The organism is Streptomyces sp. NPDC101165, assembly GCF_044768135.1.
Classification (GTDB): Bacteria; Actinomycetota; Actinomycetes; order Streptomycetales; family Streptomycetaceae; genus Streptomyces.
On the sequence record NZ_JBIWPG010000003.1, the window covers coordinates 231,749 to 254,479 of the forward strand.

The 22,731-nt window shown below is 72.2% G+C and carries 22 protein-coding genes; 9 read left to right on the forward strand and 13 right to left on the reverse strand.

Going from position 1 to position 22,731, the window contains the following annotated elements; translation table 11 throughout:
• Positions 1 to 12: 12 nt before the first annotated feature.
• Complete coding sequence (locus ACIRVH_RS07670) at positions 13 to 285, forward strand: hypothetical protein (RefSeq protein ID WP_403949261.1); 273 nt, start codon at positions 13 to 15, stop codon at positions 283 to 285.
• On the forward strand, positions 282 to 1,775 hold the full coding sequence (locus tag ACIRVH_RS07675) for a cytochrome bc complex cytochrome b subunit (RefSeq protein WP_403949263.1): 1,494 nt from the start codon (positions 282 to 284) through the stop codon (positions 1,773 to 1,775). Before ACIRVH_RS07670 ends, ACIRVH_RS07675 begins: the two co-directional genes overlap by 4 nt.
• Here ACIRVH_RS07675 and ACIRVH_RS07680 read toward each other — a convergent pair.
• Together ACIRVH_RS07680 and ctaD are read right to left on the reverse strand one after the other, a co-directional pair.
• Complete coding sequence (locus ACIRVH_RS07680) at positions 1,711 to 2,094, reverse strand: cytochrome c oxidase subunit 4 (protein WP_403949265.1); 384 nt, start codon at positions 2,092 to 2,094, stop codon at positions 1,711 to 1,713. The two genes, ACIRVH_RS07675 and ACIRVH_RS07680, sit on opposite strands and share 65 nt — an antisense overlap.
• Positions 2,091 to 3,764 (reverse strand): cytochrome c oxidase subunit I, encoded by a 1,674-nt coding sequence (ctaD, locus tag ACIRVH_RS07685; protein WP_403949268.1) that lies wholly within the window; start codon positions 3,762 to 3,764, stop codon positions 2,091 to 2,093. Before ctaD ends, ACIRVH_RS07680 begins: the two co-directional genes overlap by 4 nt.
• Before the next feature lie 141 nt (positions 3,765 to 3,905).
• Between ctaD and ACIRVH_RS07690 the strand changes: the two genes are divergently transcribed.
• From ACIRVH_RS07690 to ACIRVH_RS07705, 4 genes are read left to right on the forward strand one after another with little or no spacing between them, the layout of a single operon-like run.
• Positions 3,906 to 4,973: a glucose-1-phosphate thymidylyltransferase gene (locus tag ACIRVH_RS07690; RefSeq protein WP_403949271.1), complete on the forward strand. Its 1,068-nt coding sequence runs from the start codon at positions 3,906 to 3,908 to the stop codon at positions 4,971 to 4,973.
• Positions 4,970 to 5,941: a dTDP-glucose 4,6-dehydratase gene (gene rfbB, locus ACIRVH_RS07695; RefSeq protein WP_403949274.1), complete on the forward strand. Its 972-nt coding sequence runs from the start codon at positions 4,970 to 4,972 to the stop codon at positions 5,939 to 5,941. Before ACIRVH_RS07690 ends, rfbB begins: the two co-directional genes overlap by 4 nt.
• Complete coding sequence (gene rfbD / locus ACIRVH_RS07700; protein ID WP_403949275.1) at positions 5,938 to 6,843, forward strand: dTDP-4-dehydrorhamnose reductase; 906 nt, start codon at positions 5,938 to 5,940, stop codon at positions 6,841 to 6,843. The genes rfbB and rfbD overlap by 4 nt, the downstream gene beginning before the upstream one ends.
• On the forward strand, positions 6,840 to 7,643 hold the full coding sequence (locus ACIRVH_RS07705; RefSeq protein ID WP_403949278.1) for a class I SAM-dependent methyltransferase: 804 nt from the start codon (positions 6,840 to 6,842) through the stop codon (positions 7,641 to 7,643). The genes rfbD and ACIRVH_RS07705 overlap by 4 nt, the downstream gene beginning before the upstream one ends.
• Before the next feature lie 7 nt (positions 7,644 to 7,650).
• Here the strand turns inward: ACIRVH_RS07705 and rfbC are convergent, their stop codons facing one another.
• The 4 genes from rfbC to ACIRVH_RS07725 form a co-directional block, all read right to left on the reverse strand.
• A complete protein-coding gene (gene rfbC / locus ACIRVH_RS07710) occupies positions 7,651 to 8,232 on the reverse strand; it encodes a dTDP-4-dehydrorhamnose 3,5-epimerase (protein ID WP_403949936.1) in 582 nt (193 codons plus the stop codon).
• Positions 8,233 to 8,251: 19 nt separating this feature from the next.
• Positions 8,252 to 10,204, reverse strand: a complete 1,953-nt coding sequence (locus ACIRVH_RS07715; protein ID WP_403949280.1) for a glycosyltransferase family 2 protein — start codon at positions 10,202 to 10,204, stop codon at positions 8,252 to 8,254.
• A gap of 126 nt (positions 10,205 to 10,330) precedes the next feature.
• Complete coding sequence (locus tag ACIRVH_RS07720; RefSeq protein WP_403949283.1) at positions 10,331 to 10,915, reverse strand: hydrolase; 585 nt, start codon at positions 10,913 to 10,915, stop codon at positions 10,331 to 10,333.
• A gap of 93 nt (positions 10,916 to 11,008) precedes the next feature.
• Positions 11,009 to 11,446 carry a MarR family winged helix-turn-helix transcriptional regulator gene (locus ACIRVH_RS07725; RefSeq protein ID WP_403949285.1) on the reverse strand — a complete coding sequence of 146 codons (438 nt, stop codon included), beginning with the start codon at positions 11,444 to 11,446 and terminating at the stop codon, positions 11,009 to 11,011.
• Between the two features lie 146 nt (positions 11,447 to 11,592).
• Here ACIRVH_RS07725 and ACIRVH_RS07730 point away from each other — a divergent pair, with 146 nt between their 5' ends.
• Positions 11,593 to 12,093, forward strand: coding sequence for a metallophosphoesterase family protein (locus tag ACIRVH_RS07730; protein WP_403949288.1), 501 nt, complete (start codon positions 11,593 to 11,595; stop codon positions 12,091 to 12,093).
• A 23-nt stretch (positions 12,094 to 12,116) separates the two neighbouring features.
• Entirely contained in the window at positions 12,117 to 12,710 is a 594-nt protein-coding gene (locus tag ACIRVH_RS07735) for a GNAT family N-acetyltransferase (RefSeq protein WP_403949291.1), read from the forward strand.
• Between the two features lie 25 nt (positions 12,711 to 12,735).
• Here the strand turns inward: ACIRVH_RS07735 and ACIRVH_RS07740 are convergent, their stop codons facing one another.
• Genes ACIRVH_RS07740 through ACIRVH_RS07770 form a run of 7 tightly spaced genes read right to left on the reverse strand, consistent with a single transcriptional unit; the run spans position 12,736 to position 20,411 of the window.
• On the reverse strand, positions 12,736 to 13,371 hold the full coding sequence (locus tag ACIRVH_RS07740) for an SRPBCC family protein (protein ID WP_403949293.1): 636 nt from the start codon (positions 13,369 to 13,371) through the stop codon (positions 12,736 to 12,738).
• Between the two features lie 16 nt (positions 13,372 to 13,387).
• Positions 13,388 to 14,494 (reverse strand): XdhC family protein, encoded by a 1,107-nt coding sequence (locus ACIRVH_RS07745; RefSeq protein WP_403949296.1) that lies wholly within the window; start codon positions 14,492 to 14,494, stop codon positions 13,388 to 13,390.
• Positions 14,487 to 15,821, reverse strand: a complete 1,335-nt coding sequence (locus ACIRVH_RS07750) for a VWA domain-containing protein (RefSeq protein WP_403949299.1) — start codon at positions 15,819 to 15,821, stop codon at positions 14,487 to 14,489. The genes ACIRVH_RS07745 and ACIRVH_RS07750 overlap by 8 nt, the downstream gene beginning before the upstream one ends.
• Before the next feature lie 5 nt (positions 15,822 to 15,826).
• The gene (locus ACIRVH_RS07755; protein ID WP_403949301.1) at positions 15,827 to 16,702 is read right to left on the reverse strand and encodes an AAA family ATPase; all 876 of its coding nucleotides are present in this window, start codon (positions 16,700 to 16,702) and stop codon (positions 15,827 to 15,829) included.
• 15 nt (positions 16,703 to 16,717) lie between these two features.
• A complete protein-coding gene (locus ACIRVH_RS07760; RefSeq protein ID WP_403949304.1) occupies positions 16,718 to 17,572 on the reverse strand; it encodes an FAD binding domain-containing protein in 855 nt (284 codons plus the stop codon).
• Positions 17,569 to 19,932, reverse strand: a complete 2,364-nt coding sequence (locus ACIRVH_RS07765) for a xanthine dehydrogenase family protein molybdopterin-binding subunit (protein ID WP_403949306.1) — start codon at positions 19,930 to 19,932, stop codon at positions 17,569 to 17,571. Before ACIRVH_RS07765 ends, ACIRVH_RS07760 begins: the two co-directional genes overlap by 4 nt.
• Entirely contained in the window at positions 19,929 to 20,411 is a 483-nt protein-coding gene (locus ACIRVH_RS07770) for a (2Fe-2S)-binding protein (RefSeq protein WP_403949308.1), read from the reverse strand. The genes ACIRVH_RS07765 and ACIRVH_RS07770 overlap by 4 nt, the downstream gene beginning before the upstream one ends.
• Positions 20,412 to 20,662: 251 nt before the next feature.
• On the opposite strand from ACIRVH_RS07770, the gene ACIRVH_RS07775 reads away from it, so the two are divergent.
• Positions 20,663 to 22,684, forward strand: a complete 2,022-nt coding sequence (locus tag ACIRVH_RS07775; RefSeq protein WP_403949311.1) for a GTP-binding protein — start codon at positions 20,663 to 20,665, stop codon at positions 22,682 to 22,684.
• Positions 22,685 to 22,731: the final 47 nt, after the last annotated feature.

The window sequence follows — 22,731 nt, forward strand, 5'->3', positions numbered from 1 at the left end:
GGGTCTGCTGTCGTGGCACACACCTTCGAAGAACTGGTGGAGAAGCAGCGCGCGGCCGACGCGGCGCACCGCATGGTCGAGGAACTGCGCGACACCTACGGTCCGCCCGCCGAGCGCGGGATGACGGGCGCGCAGTCGGACACCTACGAGACGGCCCTGCGCGCCTGGCGGGAGCTCGCGCGGGACGTGCAGACCGCGGTGAGCGACTACGCCAGGGAGGCGGACCGCCCGCGTGCCGAGGTGGAGGCCGAGGTGGAGCGGGCGGCGGCAGCCGAGGACACATGAGCCGAGCCGGCCGCCGCGCCGAGCGGCTCGCGGACGCGGCGGACGCACGGCTGCCCCTCCTGGAGGGCGGGCAGCTGCTGCGCAAGGCGTTCCCCGAGCACTGGTCCTTCCTGCTCGGCGAAATCGCCCTCTACAGCCTCCTCGTGCTGATCCTGACCGGCGTGTGGCTGACCTTCTTCTTCCAGCCGGAGATGCGCGAGGTCGTCTACCACGGCTCCTACGAGCCGCTGCAGGGCGTGCTCATGTCGGCGGCCTTCGACTCCACCCTGCGCATCAGCTTCGACGTGCGCGGCGGACTGCTCATCCGGCAGGCCCACCACTGGGCCGCGCTCGTGTTCGTCGCCGCGATCGGTCTGCACATGCTGCGGATCTTCTTCACCGGGGCCTTCCGCCGGCCCCGCGAGCTGAACTGGGCGATCGGGCTCACCCTGTTCGTCCTGGCGCTCGCCGAGGGCTTCGCCGGCTACTCGCTCCCCGACGACCTGCTCTCCGGCACCGGCCTGCGCATCGCGGAGGGCATCATGCTGTCCCTCCCGGTGGTCGGCACGTACGTCGCCTTCTTCGTCTTCGGCGGCCAGTACCCGGGGCACGACATCATCACGCGGCTCTACCCGGTGCACATCCTGCTGCTCCCGGGCGCGCTCATCGGCCTGGTGACGGTGCATCTGACCCTGGTGTTCTACCTGAAGCACACTCAGTGGCGCGGCCCCCGCCGCAGCAACCGCAACGCGGTCGGCAAGCCGCTCCTCCCGCACTTCACCGCCCTCACCGTGGGTCTGTCCATGACCGTCTCCGGCGTGCTCGTGCTGCTGTCCGGCCTCGCCCAGGTCAACCCGATCTGGAACTACGGCCCCTACCGCCCCGACGTGGTCTCCACCGGCTCCCAGCCCGACTGGTACGTCGGCTTCCTGGAGGGGGCCCTGCGGCTGGTGCCGCCGTGGGAGACCAATGTCGCCGGACACACCCTCATGTGGAACGTGCTGCTCCCGGCGGTCGTCCTGCCCGGGCTGCTCTTCACCGTGCTGTACGCCTACCCGTTCGTGGAGCAGCGCCTGACGGGGGAGTGGCAGTACGAGCAGCACCTGTGCGACCGGCCGCGCGAGCGCCCCGTCCGCACCGGCCTCGGCGTGGCGGGCACCGTCTTCTACGCCGTCCTGCTGCTGGCCGGCGGCAACGACATCATCGCCCAGACCTTCCGCATCTCCGTCAACGCCCTGACCTGGGTGCTGCGTGTAGCCCTCGTGGTCGCGCCGGTCCTTGCCTTCGTGGTGACCCGCTGGCTGTGCCGGGCGCTGACGGAGGCCGAGTGCGCGCGCCTCGCCGAGGGCGTGTCCACCGGCGAGATCCGCCAGAGCGTGACCGGCGGCTACCAGAGCGGCCACGAGCCCGTCGAGCGGTTCCGGCCCGGCGCGCCGCGCAGGCCGCTCACCGGTGCACGTACTGGAACACCATCCCGAAAACCCCGCGCGCCAGAACACCCAGACCGATGAGGAACAGCCAGAGCCCGAAGACCACGCCGGTCGCCGCCACCGCGAACCCGAGCGCGGTGACGATGGGCCACGGGCTCTCGTGCGGGAAGAACGCCACCGGACCGGCCCCGTCCACCACCTCCGCGTCCTTGCGGTCCTGCGCCCGACTGCCGCGGCGCCGGTACTGGATCAGGTAGAAGAAGGCGTCCAGCGCCGCCATACCGCAGGCCACGACCAGCACGGTCGTGCCCGTGTCGTCCTGGGACCACACCCCGTACAGGGCGGCGGACCCGCCGAAGAACAGGGCCACCCCGCCGAACAGCAACGCCTCGGCCTTCATCGCAGGCCCTTCCGCTCGGTGCCCTCGGCCATCTGCGCGACCTCCGGATGATGCAGGTCGAAGGCCGGCGACTCCGACCGCACCCGGGGCAGTGCCAGGAAGTTGTGGCGCGGTGGCGGGCAGGACGTCGCCCACTCCAGGCCCCGGCCCCACCCCCACGGGTCGTCCTCGGTGACCTTCCCGGCCGTCGTGGAGGTGCGCCAGACGTTGTAGAGGAACGGCAGCGTGGAGAGGCCGAGCAGGAACGCGCCCACCGACGACAGGGTGTTGAGCAGCGTGAAGCCGTCCGAGGGCAGATAGTCCGCGTACCGGCGGGGCATCCCCTCCTCGCCGAGCCAGTGCTGCACGAAGAAGGTCAGCTGGAACGAGGGGAACAGCAGCCAGAAGTGCAGTTTCCCGAGCCGCTCGTCCAGCATCTTCCCGGTGAACTTCGGCCACCAGAAGTAGAAGCCGGCGAACATCGCGAACACCACCGTCCCGAACAGCACGTAGTGCAGATGCGCGACGATGAAGTACGAGTCGGTGAGGTGGAAGTCCAGCGGCGGCGAGGCGATCAGCACCCCGCTCAACCCGCCCAGCAGGAAGGTCACCAGGAACCCCAGCGACCACAGCATCGGCGTCTCGAACGAGACGGACCCGCGGACCATCGTCCCGATCCACGCGAAGAACTTGATGCCCGTGGGCACGGCGATCAGGAACGACATGATGGCGAAGAACGGCAGCAACACCGCGCCGGTCGCGAACATGTGATGCGCCCACACCACTGCCGACAGCATGGTGATCGCGATCGTCGCCCCGATCATCGGCAGATAGCCGAAGAGCGGCTTGCGGGAGAACACCGGAATGATCTCGGAGATGATCCCGAAGAACGGCAGCGCCACGATGTAGACCTCCGGATGCCCGAAGAACCAGAACAGGTGCTGCCACAGCACAGCGCCCCCGTTCGCCGCGTCGAAGACCTGCGAGCCGAACTTCCGGTCCGACTCCAGCACCAGCAGGTCCGCCGTCAGCACCGGGAACGCGGGCAGCACCAGGATCGAGGTGAACAGCACGTTCCAGGTGAACATCGGCATCCGGAACATGGTCATGCCCGGCGCGCGCAGGCACACGATCGTCGCGATGAAGTTGACCGCGCCCAGCGTCGTCGACACACCGGTCACCACCAGCCCCATCGTCCACAGGTCGCCGCCCGCGCCGGGGGAGAAGTAGGCGCTGTTCAGCGGCGCGTACGCGAACCAGCCGAACGCGGCCGCACCGCCCGGCACCAGGAACCCGGACACCACCATCAGCCCGCCGAACAGGTACATCCAGTACGACAGCGCGTTCAGCCGCGGGAAGGCCACGTCCGGCGCGCCGATCTGCAGCGGCATCACGGCGTTGGTGAACCCGGCGAACATCGGCGTCGCGAACAGCAGCATCATGATCGTGCCGTGGACGGTGAAGAACTCGTTGTAGCCCTGCTCGGTCAGGAACTGCAGCCCCGGCCGGGCCAGTTCGGCGCGCATCGCGAGGGCCAGCAGTCCGGCGAGGAGAAAGAAACAGAACGCCGTGACCATGTAGAGGCGGCCGATCACCTTGTGGTCGGTCGTGCCGACCCAGCGCAGCAGGGTCCGGCCGGGCCGTGGGGCGGGGGCCGTGTACCGCGCGACGATCTTTCTGGTGTCCGACATATCGGGTAGTTCCGTCATCGCCGGTGACGGTACCGCATGGACACCACATGAACCGCCGACGGCACCAGAGCCACACCGCCGTGACAAACCAGTAGGACAAACGAAGGTCCGATCCGGACGATCGCCGTTAGGGTATGGCCAATGAAGGCTCTGGTCCTCTCCGGCGGAGCCGGTACCCGACTGCGCCCCATCACGCACACCTCGGCGAAACAGCTGGTGCCGGTGGCCAACAAGCCCGTGCTGTTCTACGGCCTCGAATCCCTCGCCGAAGCGGGGATCACCCAGGTCGGGATGATCGTCGGAGACACCGCGGCGGAGATCGAGGAGGCGGTCGGCGACGGGGCGAAATTCGGCCTCGACGTCACCTACATCCCCCAGGAGCGCCCCCTCGGACTCGCCCACGCGGTGCTGATCGCCCGGGACTTCCTCGGTGACGACGACTTCGTGATGTACCTCGGGGACAACTTCGTCGTCGGCGGCATCCGCGCCCTCGTCGACGAGTTCCGGGCCAGCCGCCCCGACGCCCAGATCCTCCTCACCCACGTCCCCGACCCGCGCTCCTTCGGCGTCGCCGAACTCGACGCGGACGGCCAGGTGATCGGCCTGGAGGAGAAGCCGGAGCACCCCAAGAGCGACCTCGCGCTCGTCGGCGTCTACCTGTTCTCGCCGGCGATCCACGAGGCCGTACGCGCCGTCGGCCCGTCCTGGCGGGGCGAGCTGGAGATCACCCACGCCCTCCAGCAGCTCATCGACACGCGGGCCGACGTGCGCTCCACCGTCATCGAGGGCTACTGGAAGGACACCGGCAACGTCGGCGACATGCTGGAGGTCAACCGGACCGTCCTCGAAGGCGTGCAGCGGCGCATCGACGGCGAGGTGGACGCGGTGTCGGAGACCGTCGGCCGGGTGGTGATCGAGGAGGGCGCGCGGATCACCCACTCCCGGATCGTCGGCCCGGCCGTCATAGGAGCCGGCACCGTCGTCAGCGACTCCTACGTCGGCCCCTTCACCTCGATCGCGGAGAACTGCCGGATCACCGACAGTGAACTGGAGTTCTCCATCGTGCTGCGGGACTCCTCGATCGCCGGGGTGGGCCGGATCGAGTCCTCGCTGATCGGCCGGCACGTCGAGGTCACTCCGGCGGCCGGAGTGCCCAGCGCCCACCGTCTGGTTCTCGGAGACCACAGCAAGGTGCAGATCCGTTCATGAACCTCCTCGTCACCGGCGCCGCCGGGTTCATCGGCTCCACGTACGTCCGCACGCTCCTCGCCGACGACTCGCCCGACGCGCCCCGCATCACGGTGCTGGACAAGCTCACCTACGCGGGCACGCCGACCAACCTCCCTTCCGGTCATCCCCGGCTCGACTTCGTCCGGGGCGACATCTGTGACGCGGGGCTGGTGGACAAGCTGATGGCGGAGGCCGACCAGGTGGTGCATTTCGCCGCCGAGTCGCATGTCGACCGGTCCATCGCGGGGGCGGGGGAGTTCGTCCTGACCAACGTGGTGGGGACGCAGACCCTGCTGGACGCGGCGCTGCGGTACGGGGTCGGCCCGTTCGTGCACATCTCCACCGACGAGGTCTACGGCTCCATCGAGTCCGGCTCCTGGCCCGAGACGCACCCCCTCGCGCCCAACTCCCCGTACTCGGCCTCGAAGGCGTCCTCCGACCTGCTGGCCCTGGCCTATCACCGCACCCACGGCCTGGACGTCCGGGTCACCCGCTGCTCGAACAACTACGGTCCGCACCAGTTCCCGGAGAAGGTGATCCCGCTCTTCGTCACCAACCTCCTGGACGGCCTGGACGTCCCGCTGTACGGCGACGGGCGCAACGTCCGCGACTGGCTGCACGTCGACGACCACTGCCAGGGCGTCGACCTGGTGCGCACCAGGGGCCGGTCCGGTGCGGTGTACAACATCGGCGGTGGTACCGAGCTGAGCAACCGGGACCTGACCGGCCTGCTCCTGGACGCGTGCGGGGCCGGCTGGGACCGGGTCGCGTACGTGAGCGACCGCAAGGGGCACGACCTGCGCTACTCGGTCGACTGGAGCAAGGCCCGCGACGAACTCGGCTACCGCCCGCGCCGCGACTTCACCACCGGGCTCGCCGACACGGTCGCCTGGTACCGGGACAACCGCGCCTGGTGGGAGCCCCTGAAGAAGCAGGGTGCACGATGAAGTGGCTGGTCACCGGCGCGGGCGGGATGCTCGGCCAGGACACCGTGCAGGAGCTGCTGGACCGTGGCGAGCACGTCACCGGACTCGACCGGGCGGCGCTCGACATCACCGAACCCGGCGCCGTGCGGCGCGCGTTCGACGCCCACCGCCCCGACGTCGTCGTCAACTGTGCCGCCTACACGGCAGTGGACGACGCCGAGACCGACGAGGCTCGCGCCCTGTGCGTCAACGGCGACGGCCCCCGGCTGCTCGCCCGCGCCTGCGCCGAGCACGGCGCCCGTCTGATCCACGTCTCCACCGACTACGTCTTCTCCGGCGAGATCCTCCCCCGAGCTCTCGGCTCCGCTCGAGCAGGGGGGACCCCCATGACCCCCTACCCGGAGGACCACCCGCCGGCCCCGCGCACCGCCTACGGCCGCACCAAGCTCGCCGGGGAGCGGGCCGTGCTGGCCGAACTCCCGGGCGGCGCGGTGGTGGTGCGCACCGCCTGGCTGTACGGCGTCCACGGCCGCAACTTCGTGCGCACGATGCTCGAACTGGAGGCCCGCCGCGACACCGTCGACGTCGTCGACGACCAGCGCGGTCAGCCGACCTGGAGCGCCGACGTGGCCGCCCGGATCGCGGACCTGGGCGCCACCGCCGCGCACGGCGTCTTCCACGCCACCGGTTCCGGCGAGTGCAGCTGGTACGAGCTGGCCCGCGAGGTGTTCCGGCTGGCCGGCGCCGACCCGGACCGGGTGCGCCCCACCGACAGCCGGTCCTTCACCCGGCCCGCGCCCCGACCCGCCTACAGCGCCCTCGGGCACGCCCGGTGGCGCGAGGCCGGTCTGGCACCGCCGCGGGACTGGCGGTCCGCTCTGTCCGAAGCCCTGCCTCTCATCCGCAAGGAGATGTCCCAGTGAAACGGCACGAGTTCCTGCGGGAGCTCCACAAGGTCACCGCGAACCGCAACTACCTGGAGATCGGCGTCAACGACGGCCGCAGCCTGACCCTGTCCCGGGTGCCCAGCATCGCGATCGACCCGGCGTTCAAGGTGGTCACGGAGATCCGCTGCGACGTGCACCTGGCGAAGGCGACCAGCGACGACTTCTTCGCCCGTGACAATCCCCTCGCGCACCTCAGGGGCGGCCGCCACCCGCTGCGCAACCTGGCCCGCAACCGCAGCCCCTTCGGCTACTGGAAGCGCACCACGCTGGACCTGTCGTTCATCGACGGCATGCACCTGTTCGAGTACGCGCTGCGGGACTTCATCAACATCGAGCGGCACTCCGACTGGGCCGGCGTGATCGTCTTCGACGACATGCTGCCGCGCAACGTCGACGAGGCCGCCCGCGACCGGCACACCAACGCCTGGACCGGGGACGTCTACAAGCTCGTCGAGATCCTGCACCGCCACCGCCCCGACCTGGTGACGGTCCTGGTCGACACCGCGCCCACCGGCCAGCTGGTGGTCTTCGGCGCCGACCCCGAGAACACCGTGCTCAAGGACAAGTACGACGAGATCGTCGCGGAGTTCGAGGTCCCCGACCCGCAGAAGGTCCCCGAGTCCGTCCTGGGGCGCACCACGGCCGTCGAGCCGGAGGAGTTCCTCGGCGCGGGCTTCTGGAAGCCGCTGGTCGCGGCCCGCAACCGTGGGACCGGGCGTTCCCGAGGCTGGGAGCAGCTGCGCCGCGCGGTGTCCCCGTACGGCGCCGATCGCTGAACCCGGCCTACCGGCCGCGCAGCCGCTCGTAGTGGGCGGAGCAGTCCGCGTAGGTGGGCAGCAGCCCGGACCGCTCCGCCTCGGTGAGGGTGGGCGCCTCGGCGTCCTTGGCCGACAGCACCGGCTCGATGCCGGCCGGCCAGGCGATGCCCAGCTCGGGATCGAGGGGGTGCACGGTGTGCTCGCGCTCGGGCGCGTACCCGGCCGAGCACAGGTACACGAAGGTGGCGTCGTCGGTCAGCGCCATGAAGGCGTGCCCGAGGCCCTCCGCGAGGAACACGGCGCGCCGGTTCTCGTCGTCGAGGCGTACGGCCTCCCACTGCCCGAACGTGGGCGAGCCGACGCGGATGTCCACCACGACGTCCAGGACGGCACCGCGCACGCAGGTGAGGTACTTGGCCTGCCCGGGCGGTACGTCGGCGAAGTGGACGCCGCGCAGCACGCCCCGCCGGGACACCGAGCAGTTGGCCTGGGCGAGCGTGAGGTCGTAACCGGTGGCCTCCCGGAACTCCCCGCCCCGGTACCACTCGTGGAAGCTGCCCCGCTCGTCCGGGAACACCTTGGGCTCCAGCACCCAGGTGTCCGCCATGCCCAGCTGCCGCACTCCGTCACACCCTCCCGGTCGTCTTCTTCAGCAGGGCTCCCAGCACACGCCGTGCCGCGCGCAGCAGCCGCTGCGGGAGACCGGGCGGTGCCGTGGGTGTCACCTCCACGGCACCGGGCCTGCGGCCCACCTTCAACAGCAGGGGCAGCACGAGCGCACGCTCCTGCCCGCCGCCCCGGGGCAGCACGAGTGCCGCCCGCCACCTGGCGTTCCTCAGGAGCGGCACCGGCACCCGCACCTCGAGCAGCGAGCGCGCGCCGTTCGCGGGGGTCAGCGCGGAGCCCCGGTCGAAGCTGCGGCGCGAGGTGCTGTCCTTCAGCCGCACCAGGACCTCGGTGGTGTCCGGGACGTACAACGGCAGCGCGACGGTCAGCACCTCGGTGTCGGAGACGGCCGCGTCCGCCGGGGTGAGCCGGTGCAGGCCCAGCGACCTGACGGCGCGGTCGACGTCCAGGGAGAGGTTGCGGTACTGCTTCGTCCAGTACGGCAGCACGACCCGGTCGGCGACCAGACCGGCGGGCGGCAGCGCAAGTCCCTGCGCCGGGGCGGGGCCCAGCCGGCATTCCTTGGTCCAGCCGCCGAGGCCGACCCGGACGTAGGCGTCCCACAGCCCGCCGTGCAGCGGGGCGCCGCCCGCCGCCGCGGCGGGGTCGACGGTGGCCGTGCCGCGCAGCACCAGCCGGGTCCGGCCGTCCCCGGCCGCCACGCGTTCCCGGGTGACCTCCACGGGCTGGAAGAAGGAGGCGGCGGTCTCCCGGTCGCGCAGGATCAGGTCGGCGGTCGCCTCCTCGAAGCCCTCGTCGGCGGCCGCGGCCAGCCAGGACACCGCCTCGGCGAGGTCGGCGGGCGCACCGTCCGCCGGGGGCCGCGGCCCGTCGGGGCGGACGGCCAGCGGGCCGTCGGCATCGGTGAACTCGGCGCTGAACCGCACCCGCAGGGTCCCGTCCTGCCACTCGACGCCCGTCGGGGCGGCCTTGGGCCGGACACCGGCCTCCCACTCGGCGTAGGCGACCAGGTCGTCGTACCGGTCGTCCCGGATCAGCGCGGCGACGACCCGCCCGCCCGGCCGCAGCCCGGGCGCGACGCCGGGGCCGAAACGCTCCCCGACCACCGCGTGCATCTCCCGGAACAGCTCCCGCCGGTAGTCGTCCGGCAGCGCCAGCAGCCGGGGCCCGCTCATCCGCTCGACCATCTCCACCCGCAGCCAGCGGCGCAGCAGCCTGTCGCGCAGCGGCCCAGGCTCGGTGTACCGCTCGACGACGTCCAGGGCCTCGCGGAGGTTCTTGAAGTAGCCGGCCGGCTCGAAGCGCTGGACGCCTGCGTTGGCGGCGTCGTCGCGTTTGACGTGGTAGTAGCAGACGTAGTCGCTCAGCACCGACACGTTGTCGGCGCGCAGGTAGGCCTCGGTGATGAAGACGTGGTCCTCGAGGCGCCGCCGGCCCTCGGGAAACCTGAGCTCCGTGCGGTCCAGGAAGGAGCGCCGGAGCATCTTGTGCGGGGTGAGGCTGTCGATCAGCGGCGCGTTGTCCACCGTGGCGTACGGGTGGTTGCGGCGGAACAGCTCCACCGGCACCGGGCGGCCCTTCCCGGCCATCTTGCCGACGATCACGTCGGCCTTGTGGGCGACCCCGTACTCGTACATCCGCTCCAGGGCCTCGTCGCCGAGGTGGTCGTCGTTGTCGACGAACATCACGAACTCGCCCCGGGAGGCGTCGATGCCCACGTTGCGGGGCTTGCCGGACCAGCCGGAGTTCTCCTGGTGGACGACCCTGATGTGCGGGTGCTCGGCGGCGAGCGCGTCCAGCCGCGCCGGGGTGGCGTCGGTGGAGCCGTCGTCGACGAAGAGGACCTCGAACTCTTCGGGGGGCAGCGACTGTCGCAGCAGCGAGGCGATGCAGTCTTCGATGTACGGCCCGGGGTTGTACACAGGTACGACGACGCTGACCTTGACCGGCATCCGGCTTCCAAGCCCCCTTGGTTCGCTTTCCGTCGCCTGGGTGGCACGGTGCGCGTGGCCGAATGTTAACCCGGGCCCTTGCGCGGGCGGACGTCCGCCCGCACAAGGAATGCCTCAACTGGGCGGTCAGGCGTGGGTCTTGGCGAGGAGCTCCAGGATCTCCGCCGTCGTACCGCTCTCGCCGAGCCGCGGGAAGATCCGCTCCACGCTGCCCCGGTGTGCCTCGGCGTCGCTGTCGGCCATCGCGTCGGTGGCGAGGGTGACGTGGTAGCCGTGGGCGTAGGCGTCGCGGGCGGTGGACTCGACACCGATGCTGGTGGCGATGCCGGTCAGCACGATCTGGGTGACACCACGGCGGCGCAGCTGGACGTCCAGGTCGGTGCCGTGCAGGGCGCTCCAGTTGTGCTTGGTGACGTGGATGTCGCCGGGGTGTCCTGACAGTTCGTCGACGATGACGTCCCAGCCCTCCGGGAAGGCGAGACCGCGCGCCTGGCGCTCGGTCCGGCCGGGAACGGCGTCCGCCCAGTCGGCTGCGAAGGAGACCCGGACCAGGACCACGGGCAGGTCGCGGGCCCGGAAGGCGTCGGCGAGTTCGGTCGTACGGGCCACCACGTCCGCGGCGGCGTGCGGCTGGGTGGGCATGCCCACGATGCCGCTCTGCAGGTCGATCACGACGAGCGCGGTACGGGGGTCGAGGGTGCTGACGGACATGGGTCGATCAGGCCTTTCGGGGGAGTGGGCCGGCCGGGTGACCGGCCGGGGAGGGGCGGGCGTTCCGCCGGGTGCGCGGGGCGGGTCTCGGTGTCACGGCTGCGAGAGCCGTTCCAGCAGCTCAAGGGCGCTCAGGACCGTCTGCCGCTCCTCCTCGGTGTAGCGGTCCTCGAAGGCGCGCGCCAGCCACTCCTCACGCAGCTGCTTGTTGCCCTCGACCCGGGCCCGGCCGGCCTCGGTCAGGGTGACCAGCTGGCGGCGGCCGTCGTCGGGGTCCGGGGCACGCCGGATCAGGTCGTGCTGCTCCAGGGCGGCCAGCGTGGTCGCCATCGACTGGGGCCGCACGCCCTCCGCGGCGGCCAGGGCGCTGGCCGTGGCCGCGCCGTGCTTGCCGACGAGAGAGAGTGCCGACTCCTGCGACGGGGTCAGGTCGGAGTCCTGCGCGACCTCGCGGATACGGCGTCGCAGCCGGCTGAACACCACGCGCAGGTCGCGCGCGGTGCGGGCGGCGGAGTCCGAGATGTGAGCCATGCCGCCAGCGTAGAACCGTCAGCCGAGACTGTCCAGTGCAAACTGTTCAGCCTTACCTGAAGATCTGTTTCTCTCTCTTTCACCTGAAGCTCCGGAGGACGGCCGGGTCGCGCCCCTCGATCCGCATCGCTGCCTAGGCTGGTGGGGTGCGCCTCCTGTTGATGTCGGACACCCACCTCCCCAAGCGCGCCGAGCGGCTCCCCGCCCAGCTGCTCGCCGAACTCCCGCACGCGGACGTCGTGTTCCACGCCGGGGACTGGGTCGACACCGCCACCCTCGACCTGCTGGAGAGCCGCAGCCGCCGGCTGATCGGCGTGTACGGCAACAACGACGGCCCCGAGCTGCGGGCCCGGCTCCCCGAGGTGGCGTACGCCGAACTGGGCGGCCTGCGCTTCGGCGTGGTGCACGAGACCGGCGCCGCGCAGGGACGCGAGGCCCGCTGTGCCGCCCGCTTCCCCGACCTGGACGTGCTGGTCTTCGGCCACAGCCACATCCCCTGGGACACCGTCGCCCCCGGCGGACTGCGGCTGCTCAACCCCGGCTCCCCGACCGACCGCCGCCGCCAGCCGCACTGCACCTACCTCACGGCGACGCTCGCCGACGGCGCCCTCACCGACGTCACTCTGCGGCGGCTGCCCCGGCGGTAGCGGGCCTGTGGCACGATGCGTCGATGATCTCCGACTACGACATACCCGACGTCGTACCCGCGGGAAGCATGGCCGAGCGCGACCAGCCCGTACTCGAACTCCCGGGCGGTCTGGAGCTGCGGCCCTGGCGCACCGACGACGCCGACGCCGACGCGCTGCTCACCGCCGGGTCGGACCCGGCGATCCAGCTGTGGAACCTGTTCTCCGTCCGCACCCGTGACGAGGCCCGGGCCCGGATCGAGCGCATGCACGAGCGGTGGCGCACCGAGACCGGTGCCGTCTGGGCGATCGCCCGGCCCGGCGGCCCGCCCCTGGGGCTCGCCGGGTTCCACGACGTCAGTCTGGCGGGCGGCAACGCCGAGATCATGTACTGGGTGCTGCCCGAGTCGCGCGGCGGCGGCATCGTCGTCGAGGCGGCCCGGCGGCTGAGCCGGTGGGCGCTGGACGACCTCGGCCTGCACCGTCTGCGGCTGTGCCACGCGCTAGGCAACCCGGCGTCCTGCCGCGTCGCGGAGAAGGCCGGCTACGCCTTCGAGGGCACGATGCGCTCCTCCCTGCTGCACGCCGACGGCTGGCACGACGAGCATCTGCACGCGCTGGTGGCCGAGGGTGCCTGAGCCCCGTCGGGAGGCGGGCCGGCGACTACCGGTGCAGGGCCCGCCTGCACCGCCGCGCCCCCGCGGCGACCATCACCAGCACGGCGAGCACCACGGCCGCCTCCGCGGCTCGCTTGGCCACCGGTACCGCGGCCGCTCGCAGAAGGTCGAGCGGCTCGGCCGCTTCCTCCTCGGCGGGCGGTTCCTGTCGCTCGTCGGTGTCGGTGATCTGCGCGGGGCGCTCGGTCAGCCGCTGGGCGAGGCAGGTGGCGAACTGGCCCACCAGACGGTCGCCCACCTCCGACAGGAGGCCGCGGCCGAACTGCGCGGGGCGCCCGGTCACCGTCAGATCGGTCCGCACCGACACGGCCGTACCGCCGTCGCGCCCGCTCAGCGTGCCGGTGACCGTCGCCCGCGCGGTGCCCTGCCCCCGGGTCTCCCGGCCGCTCGCCACGAGCACCATCCGGTGCGCCGCCTCGTCCTGCTCCTCGAAGACCGCGGTGCCCCGGTAGGTCAGGGTGACCGGGCCGACCTTGACCTTCACCGAGCCGGTCACGGTCCTGCCGTCGTACTCCTCCACCACCGCGCCCGGCAGGCAGGGCGCGACGCGTTCGATGTCGAGGAGCGCGGGCCAGGCGTCGTCGACCCCGACGGGGACGGTGAACTCGTGGTGCAGCTCCATGACTTCCTCCTCGCACTCAGGCTGTGGCACGTGGGTGGATGGCCCCCGCAGTCGTGGTCAGGGGCGCGCCGCTGCCGCCCCAGCGCAGGGCGACGATCTCGGCGGCGACGGACACGGCGACCTCCTCGGGCGTACGGGCGCCGAGGTCGAGCCCGAGCGGCGAGCGCAGCCGGGACAGCTCGGCCTCGGTGAGACCGGCCTCGGTCAGCCGAGCGCGCCGTTCGTCGTGGGTACGACGGCTGCCCATCGCCCCGATGTAGGCGGCCGGTCGGCGCAGTGCCTCCTCGAGCAGCGGCACGTCGAACTTCGGGTCGTGGGTGAGGACGCAGATCACCGTGCGCTCGTCGGTCTCGGTGCTCCCGAGGTAGCGGTGCGGCCATTCGACGACGACCTCCACGCCCGCCGGGAAGCGCTTGGGCGTGGCGAAGACCGGGCGGGCGTCGCACACGGTGACCCGGTAGCCGAGGAAGTCGCCGATGCGGGCCACCGAGGCCGCGTAGTCGATCGCGCCGAAGACCAGCATGCGCGGCGGCGGTGCGAACGACTGCAGGAACACGGTGACGGCGTCCTCGCGGCGCTCGCCGCGCGGCCCGTAGTGCCTGAGCACCGAGGCGCCGAGGGCGAGTTCGCCGCGCGCGTCGGCGGTGACCGCGACGTCGAGCCCGGCCGTGCCGAGCGTGCCGGCCTCGGTGCCCGGCCAGACGGCCAGCGTGGCCCCGCGCGGGGCGGGCCCGTCGACCACCGTGGCCACGGTCACGGGCTCACCCGCGGCGACGGACCCGGCGACCGCCCCGAACGCCGGGTCGGTCTCGGGCGTCACCGGCCGTACCAGCAGGGTGATCTCGCCGCCGCAGGTCAGTCCGACCGCGAACGCGTCCTCGTCGCTGTACCCGAAGCTCTCCAGCCGGGCCTCGCCGCTCGCCACCACTTCCTGCGCGAGCTCGAACACCGCCCCCTCCACGCAGCCCCCGGACACGCTTCCCACGACCTCGTCGTCCGACCCCACCGCCATGGCGGCGCCGGGCCCGCGCGGCGCGCTGCGGCTGACCGCGACGACCGTCGCCAGACCGAACGGGATCCGGGCCGCGTACCAGCGCTCCAGCGCCGGCAGAATCTCACGCACGCTCCGCTCCTCTCACCCGGACCACCGGGACCCTCTCGGTCTCCGCCCCGCGCACCACCGCGGCCAGCCGCTCCAGCGCCGCAAGGCTGTGCCCCTCGACGAAGTCGTCCACGCTGGGCAGGGCCGCCGCCATCCCGGCCGCGAGGGGCGCGTAACCCGGGCGTGCCTTGCGCGGGTTCGCCCACACCACCCGGTGCGCCAGCCCGTGCAGTCGGCGCATCTGCGCGCCGAGCAGCTCCGGATCATCGCGCTCCCAGCCGTCCGAGAGCAGGACGACGACCGCGCCGCGCGCCATGCCGCGCTGCCCCCAGCGGTTGAGGAACTCGCGCAGCAGCTCGCCCAGCCGGGTCCCGCCGCGCCAGTCGGGGACGGCCTCCGCCAGCGCGGCCATCGACAGGTCCGGGTCGCGGTGCGAGAGTTCCCGGGTCACCCGGGTCAGCCGGGTGCCGATCGTGAACACCTCGGTACGGCCCCCGCGCACCGCGGCGTGCGCGAACCTGAGCAGGGCGTCGGCGTACGGCGCCATCGACCCGCTCACGTCGACGAGCAGCACGATCCGGCGGGGCCGGTCCACGCGCGCGTGCCGCCGCAGCCGGGCCGGCTCACCGCCCCGCCGCAGCAGTTCCCGTACGGTGCGGCGCGGGTCGACGTCCCCGCGCCGGGCCGGACGCCGCCGCGCGGAGCGCCGGGTCTGCCCGGACAGCGCGAACGCGGCCAGCAGCCGGTTGAGATGGGCCCGATCGGCGGCGTCCAGCTCGGCGACGTCGCGGTGCCGCAGCACCTCGGTGGCACTGGCGAGGGCAGCCGTCGGCGGCCCGGCAGGCTCGCTCTCGCCCGGGGCGCGGCTCCCGGCCGGCGCGTCCCGCACGACGAGTCGCAGCCGGGGCGGGGGAGCGTGCCGCACCACCTGCCGGGCGGGCTCGCCCGACGGGCCGAAGTAGGCGGCGAACACCCTCTCGTACCGCTCCAGATCGTCGTGGCCGCCGCACAGCGTCGCCCGCCCCGCCCAGTACACGTCGGCCCGCACCCCGGGCCGCACCACGTCCACGGCACGCAGGAAGGCGTACGCCCGCTCGGTGCTCGCGTCGACCCCCGCGGCCCGCACCGCCCGCACGAACCCGAGCAGCACGGCATCCGCCCCCGCGGCCCCGCCCGTCCCGGCCGGCACACCCCCCGGTCCGCCCGAGGGCAGGTCCCCGGCACCGGTGGGTCCGCTCGTGCCGGGCGTCGCCGGACCGACGAGGGTCACGTCCTCCGGTCCGCCGGGAGGCCGATTCCCGCCCCCGGTCCCCGAAGTCCCGTTTCCCCTGCGTCCCGGTCCGGCCATGGCGCTCACGTCCCCCGCGTCGCCAGGACCGCCGTGAGGTCGAGCGCCTTTGCCCGGTCCACGTCCTCCCGGTACTTCAGCGCCGAGCCCAGCGTCGCCACGGCCAGTTCCGCGTCCACCTCGCCGGCGCCCAGCGCGTCGAGGGCCTCGGCCCAGTCGATCGTCTCGGCCACCCCGGGCGGCTTCAGCAGGTCCGCGCCCCGCAACGCCTGCACCAGCGCGGTGACCTGCTCGGCCAGCCGCGCCGACACCTGCGGCAACCGGGTGCGCACGATGGCCAGTTCGCGGGCGAAGGAGGGATGGTCGAACCAGTGGTACAGGCACCGCCGCTTCAGCGCGTCGTGCACCTCCCGGGTCCGGTTCGAGGTCAGCACGACCACCGGCGGCTCCTCGGCCCGCAGCGTGCCCAGCTCCGGGATCGTGACGGAGTACTCGGAGAGCAGCTCCAGCAGGAACGCCTCGAACTCGTCGTCGGCCCGGTCGATCTCGTCGACCAGCAGCACCGACGGCTGCGTCTGCAACGCCAGCAGCAACGGCCGGGCGATGAGGAAGCGCCGGTCGTACAGCTCGCTCTCCAGACGGTCCGCGTCCTGGACACCGGCCGCCTCGGCGGCCCTCAGGTGCAGCAGCTGGCGCGGGAAGTCCCAGTCGTACAGGGCCTGGGAGGCGTCGATGCCCTCGTGGCACTGCAGACGGATCAGCGGCGCGTCGAGCGCTTCGGCCAGGGCGGTCGCGAGCGCAGTCTTGCCCACGCCCGCGTCGCCCTCGCAGAAGAGCGGCCGGTGCAGCCTCAGTGCCAGGAAGCAGGTGATGCCCAGCCCTTCGTCGACGAGGTACCCCGTCTCCTCCAGGCGGGCCCGCACCTGCTCCGGGTCGTCCATCCAGGTGATCGGCGCTCACCCCATTCCGCCGGCGGTCAGCACCGCCCGCCTGGTCAGCACCCGCGCGAGGTGCTCCCGGTACTCGGGCGAGGCCGACAGGTCCTGCGACGGCCGGGTGCCCTCGGCCGCCGTCTCGGCGGCCCGCGCCACGGCCTCGGGACCGTCGGCACCGGACAGCGCCTCCTCGGCCGCCGTGGCCCGCAGCGGGGTCGCGCCCATGTTGGTGAGTCCGATGCGCGCCTCGGCGATCCGTCCGTCGTCGCGCCGTACGAGCGCCGCGACGCCGACGATCGCCCAGGCCTGCGCGACCCGGTGGAACTTCTCGTAGTGGAAGCCCCAGCCGTCCGCCTTCGGCACCCGCACCTCCACCAGGAGTTCGTCGGGGGCCAGGGCCGACTGGAGGTAGTCGACGAAGAAGTCCCGGGCCGGGATCGTCCGGCGCCCGTCCGGCCCGGCGACGACCATCTCGCCGTCCATCGCCAGCATCACCGCGGGCAGGTCGCCGGCGGGGTCGGCGTGCGCGAGCGAGCCGCCCAGGGTGCCCCGGTGCCGTACCGCGGGGTCGGCGACGGTGGCCGTCGCCTCCGCGAGCAGACCGGCGTGCCGGCGCACCAGCGGGTCACGGATGACGTCGTGGTGCGTGGTCAGCGCGCCGATGACGAGCGTGTCGCCGTCCTCACGGACCCCGCGCAGCTCCGGGATCCGGCCCACGTCCACGACCAGCTCCGGGAAGGCGAGCCGCAGCCGCAGCAGCGGCAGCAGGCTCTGCCCGCCGGCCAGCACCTTCGCCTCCTCGCCCGCGTCCGCGAGCGCGCGCACCGCCTCGTCGACGCTGGTCGGACGGGCGTACTCGAACACCGGGGGAATCATGCCGACGCCTCCTTCACCGCTCGCCACACCCGCTCGGGGGTGCAGGGCATCCGCACGTCGTGCACGCCCAGCAGCCTGAGCGCGTCCACCACGGCGTTGACCACGGCCGGCGTCGACGCGATCGTCCCGGCCTCGCCGACTCCCTTGACCCCCATGGCGTTCGAGGACGCCGGCGTCTCCGTCCGGTCGGTCACGAACTCCGGCAGGTCCGCCGCCGACGGCACGAGGTAGTCGGCCATCGTGCCGGAGACGAGGTTGCCCTCGTCGTCGTACACGGCCTCCTCGTACAGCGCCTGCGCGATGCCCTGTGCGATACCGCCGTGCACCTGGCCCTCGACGATCATCGGGTTGACGACCCGGCCGACGTCGTCGACGCAGACGTACGACCTGATCCGCGTCTGCCCGGTCTCCGTGTCGATCTCTACCGCGCACAGGTGGGTGCCGTGCGGATAGGAGAAGTTCTCCGGGTCGACCAGGGTCTCGGCGTTGATGGTCGGCTCGACGCCGTCGGGCAGATCGTGCGAGGTGAACGTCTCGAAGGCGATCTCCTGGATGGTCTTCTGCGCCTCCGGGGAGCCCTTCACCGAGAACACGCCGTTCGTGAACTCCAGGTCCTGCTCGCTCGCCTCCAGCAGATGCGCGGCGACCTTCCGTGCCTTCTCGACCACCTTCGTCGCCGCCCGGTGCACGGCCTCGCCGCCGACGGCCAGCGACCGCGAGCCGTAGGTGTCCATGCCCTGCGGGGCGGCCAGGGTGTCGCCGTGCACCACCTCGACGTCCTCGAACGGCACGCCCAGCACGTCGGCCGCGATCTGGCTCCAGCAGGTCTCGTGGCCCTGCCCGTGCGGGCTGGTGCCGGTGACCACCTCGACCTTGCCGGTGGGCAGCATGCGGATGCTCGCCGCCTCCCAGCCGCCGGCCGCGTACCGCAGGTCGCGCAGCACCCGGCTCGGCGCGAGCCCGCACATCTCGGTGTACGTCGACACGCCGATGCCGAGGCGTACGGGGTCGCCGCGTTCGATGCGCTTCTGCTGCTCGGCGCGCAGGTCGTCGTACCCGAACAGGGCCAGCGCCTTCTCGGTCGCCGCCTCGTAGTTGCCGCTGTCGTAGGTCAGCCCGGCGATCGAGGTGTACGGGAACTCCTCGTGCCGGATCCAGTTCCGGCGCCGTACCTCCACCGGGTCCAGGCCGAGTTCGGCGGCCAGCTCGTCCATGATCCGCTCGATGGCGAACGTCGCCTCCGGGCGTCCGGCGCCGCGGTAGGCGTCGGTGGGCGTGCGGGTCGTGAAGACGCCGGTGCAGTTGAACTCGTAGGCGTCCATCTTGTAGATCCCCGGGTACATGAAGGCGCCGAGGATCGGGATACCCGGAGTGACGAGCATGAGGTAGGCGCCCATGTCGACGAGCAGGTCGGCCTTCAGACCGAGGAGCTTGCCGTCCCGGGTGGCGGCGATCTCCACGTCCTGGATCATGCCGCGGCCGTGGTGGGTGGCGAGGTAGCCCTCGGAGCGGGACTCGGTCCACTTCACCGGACGGCCGAGCTTGCGTGCGACGGCGAGCGCGAGGGCCTCCTCGCCGTACACCTGGAGCTTGGAGCCGAAGCCGCCGCCCACGTCCGGGGCGACCACGCGCAGCTTCTGCTCGGGGATCCCGGTGACCACGGCGAGCATGATCCGCAGGATGTGCGGGATCTGGGTCGCCGAATAGACGGTGTACTCGCCGGAGGCGGCGAGCGGGGTGACGACGACCGCGCGTGGCTCCATGGCGTTGGGGATGAGCCGCTGCTGGTGGTAGCGGCGCTTGAGCGTGACGTCGGCGCGCTGCCGGACCGACTCGAAGTTCTCGCCGGTGGCCAGCGGCCAGGTGTAGCAGCGGTTGGTGCCCTTGTCGGAGTGGACCAGCGGGGCGCCGTCCGCCAGCGCGGCCTCCAGGTCCAGGACCGGCGGCAGCGGCTCGTAGTCGACCTCGACGGCCTCCAGCGCGTCGGCGGCCGCGTACCGGTCGCGGGCCACCACGACCGCCACCGGGTCACCGGCGTAGCGGACCTCGTCGACGGCGATCGGCGGGTGGTCGGGGTGCACGATGTCCTCGGTCACCGGCCAGGCGCAGGGCAGGGAGCCCATCCCCTCGGCGAGGTCGGCGCCGCTGAACGCCGCGACGACACCGGGGCGTTCCAGGGCGGGGGACACGTCGACGCGGGTGACCCGGGCGTGGGCCATCGGGCTGCGCAGGACGGCCAGGTGCAGCAGTCCGGCGACCTGGATGTTGTCGGTCCAGTTGGTCTGGCCCGTGACCAGGTGGGCGTCCTCCTTGCGCAGCCGGGGCCGGCCCACCTCGTGTTCTACGGCCTGATCGGTCATGCCCTGGCCTCCTCGGGGAGCTGCTGCCCGGAGGCGGCGAGCACCGCGCGGACGATGTTCTGGTAGCCGGTGCACCGGCACAGGTTGCCCTCCAGGGCCTCCCGGACCTCCTCCGAGGTGGGGTGCGGGTTCTCGCGCAGCAGGTCGCGCGCCGCCATGATCATCCCGGGGGTGCAGTAGCCGCACTGGAGAGCGTGCCGCTCGTGGAAGGCGTGCTGCAGCGCGGTCCACTCGCCGTCCTTGGCCAGCCCCTGGACGGTGGTCACCGTGCCGCCGTCCGCCTGCACGGCCAGCACCGAGCAGCTCTTGACGGTCGCCCCGTCCAGGTCGACCGTGCACGCGCCGCAGTTCGAGGTGTCGCAGCCGATCGGGGTGCCGGTCAGGCCGAGGCGGTCGCGCAGGTAGTGGGCCAGGAGCAGACGGGGTTCGACGTCGTCCTCGTACGCCGTGCCGTCCACGTTCACCTTGATGTGGGTCATGTGCCCTCCAGACCGTGCGGGCAGGAGCGAGAATCAGCCAGATCGACGTGATGTACGTCACTCTATGGCCGTGCTCTGGAGGCGGCGAGTGCTGCGGCGGGGCTTTTGTTGAACATTAATCCATTGCTGTCAAGGAGCGGCCCTGCTGCACTTCCCCTGACCCGACGTCACCCAGAGAGGACCACCGATGCGCACTGCGTGCATGTCCACCCAGGAAGGAATCCCACCCATGCCGAAGGACATCACGCTCAGTGCATCTGCTCAATCTCGGAATTCTCGCGCACGTAGACGCCGGTAAGACCAGCCTGACCGAACGGCTGCTGCACGCGGCCGGAGTCACCGACGAGGTCGGCAGCGTCGACGACGGCAGCACCCGGACGGACACCCTCGCGCTGGAGCGGCAGCGCGGGATCACCATCAAGTCGGCCGTCGTGTCGTTCCCGCTCGACTCGGTCACCGTCAACCTCATCGACACCCCCGGTCACCCGGACTTCATCGCCGAGGTGGAGCGGGTGCTCGGTGTGCTGGACGGCGCGGTCCTGGTCGTCTCGGCCGTCGAGGGCGTCCAGGCGCAGACCAGGGTGCTGATGCGGACCCTGCGCCGGCTGCGCATCCCCACCCTCGTGTTCGTCAACAAGATCGACCGGCGGGGCGCCCGTGAGGAGGCGGTCCTGCGCGATCTGGCCCGCAGGCTGGCCGTACCGCTCGTGCCCATGGGGACGGCCGCCGCGCTCGGCACCCGCGACGCCCGCTTCGTGCCCCGTCTGCTCCCGGCCGCCCTGGACACGCTCGCCGACCACGACGACGACGTGCTCCGCGCCTACGTGGCGGGCGACGTCTGCGACACCCGCCTCCACGGCGCCCTCGCCACCCAGACCCGACGGGCCCTGGTCCACCCGGTCTACTTCGGCTCCGCCATCACAGGCGCCGGCGTGCCCGAGCTGATCGCCGGCATCGAACGCCTGCTGCCCACCGCCTCCGGCGACCCGGACGGCCCCCTGTCCGGCACGGTGTTCAAGGTCGAGCGGGGACCGGCGGGGGAGAAGATCGCCTACGCGCGGATCCTCTCCGGCGTGCTGCGCGTGCGCGAGCGGGTTCTGTTCGGGGACGGTCACGAGGCGGGCGGGGTCGGCCGCAAGGAGGGCAAGGAGGGCAAGGGCGCTCGGGCGGAGGGGCGGGTCACCGCACTCGCCGTCTTCGAGAACGGCACCGACCTCCGGCAGGACCGTGTCGGCGCCGGGCGGATCGCCAAGGTGTGGGGACTCGGTGGCATCCGGATCGGTGACGCGATCGGTGTGCCGGGGCGGGTGTACGAGCACCACTTCGCGCCGCCCACCCTGGAGACCGTCGTCGCCCCGGGGGCCGGTACGGACCGGCGCTCCCTGCACCTCGCGCTCACCCAGCTGGCCGAACAGGACCCGCTCATCGGCGTCCGCCACGACGAGCTGCGGGGGGAGACCTCGGTCTCCCTCTACGGCGAGGTGCAGAAGGAGGTCATCCAGGCCACCCTCGCCGACGAGTACGGCCTGGACGTCACCTTCCGGGAGACCACCACCCTGTGCATCGAGCGGCCGGTCGGTGCCGGGCAGGCCGTGGAGTTCAACAAGAAGGACCCCAACCCCTTCCTGGCCACCGTCGGCCTGCGTGTCGACCCCGCCCCGCCCGGCTCCGGCGTGCGGTTCCGGCTCGAGGTCGAGCTGGGCTCCATGCCGTACGCCTTCTTCAAGGCCGTCGAGGACACCGTCCGCGAGACGCTCGGCCAGGGCCTGCACGGCTGGCAGATCCCCGACTGCACCGTCACCATGACCCACTCCGGCTACTCGCCCCGGCAGAGCCATGCCCACCAGGGTTTCGACAAGAGCATGTCGAGCACCGGCTACGACTTCCGCGGTCTGACCCCGCTCGTCCTGATCGAGGCGCTGCGCCGGGCGGGCACCCAGGTGTACGAGCCGATGCACCGCTTCCGCATCGAGGCCCCGGCGGACACGCTGGGCGCCCTGCTGCCGGTGCTGGCCCGGCTGGGCGCGGTGGCGGAAAGCGCCGAGGCGCACGGGCGGGAAGGTGTCCTGGCGGGCGCCGTGCCCGCCGCCCGGGTCCATGAACTGGAGCAGCGGCTGCCGGGGCTGACCCGGGGCGAGGGCGAGCTGGAGTCCGCCTTCGCCCACTACGCACCGGTCACCCGCGGCCCGCTGCCCGAGCGCCCGCGCACCGACCACAACCCGCTCAACCGGAAGGAGTACCTGCTGAACGTCACCCGCAGGGTCGGCGACTGAGACGGTTGAGCTGACTGAGAGTCAACTTACTTCTGAGTCAGTAGTAT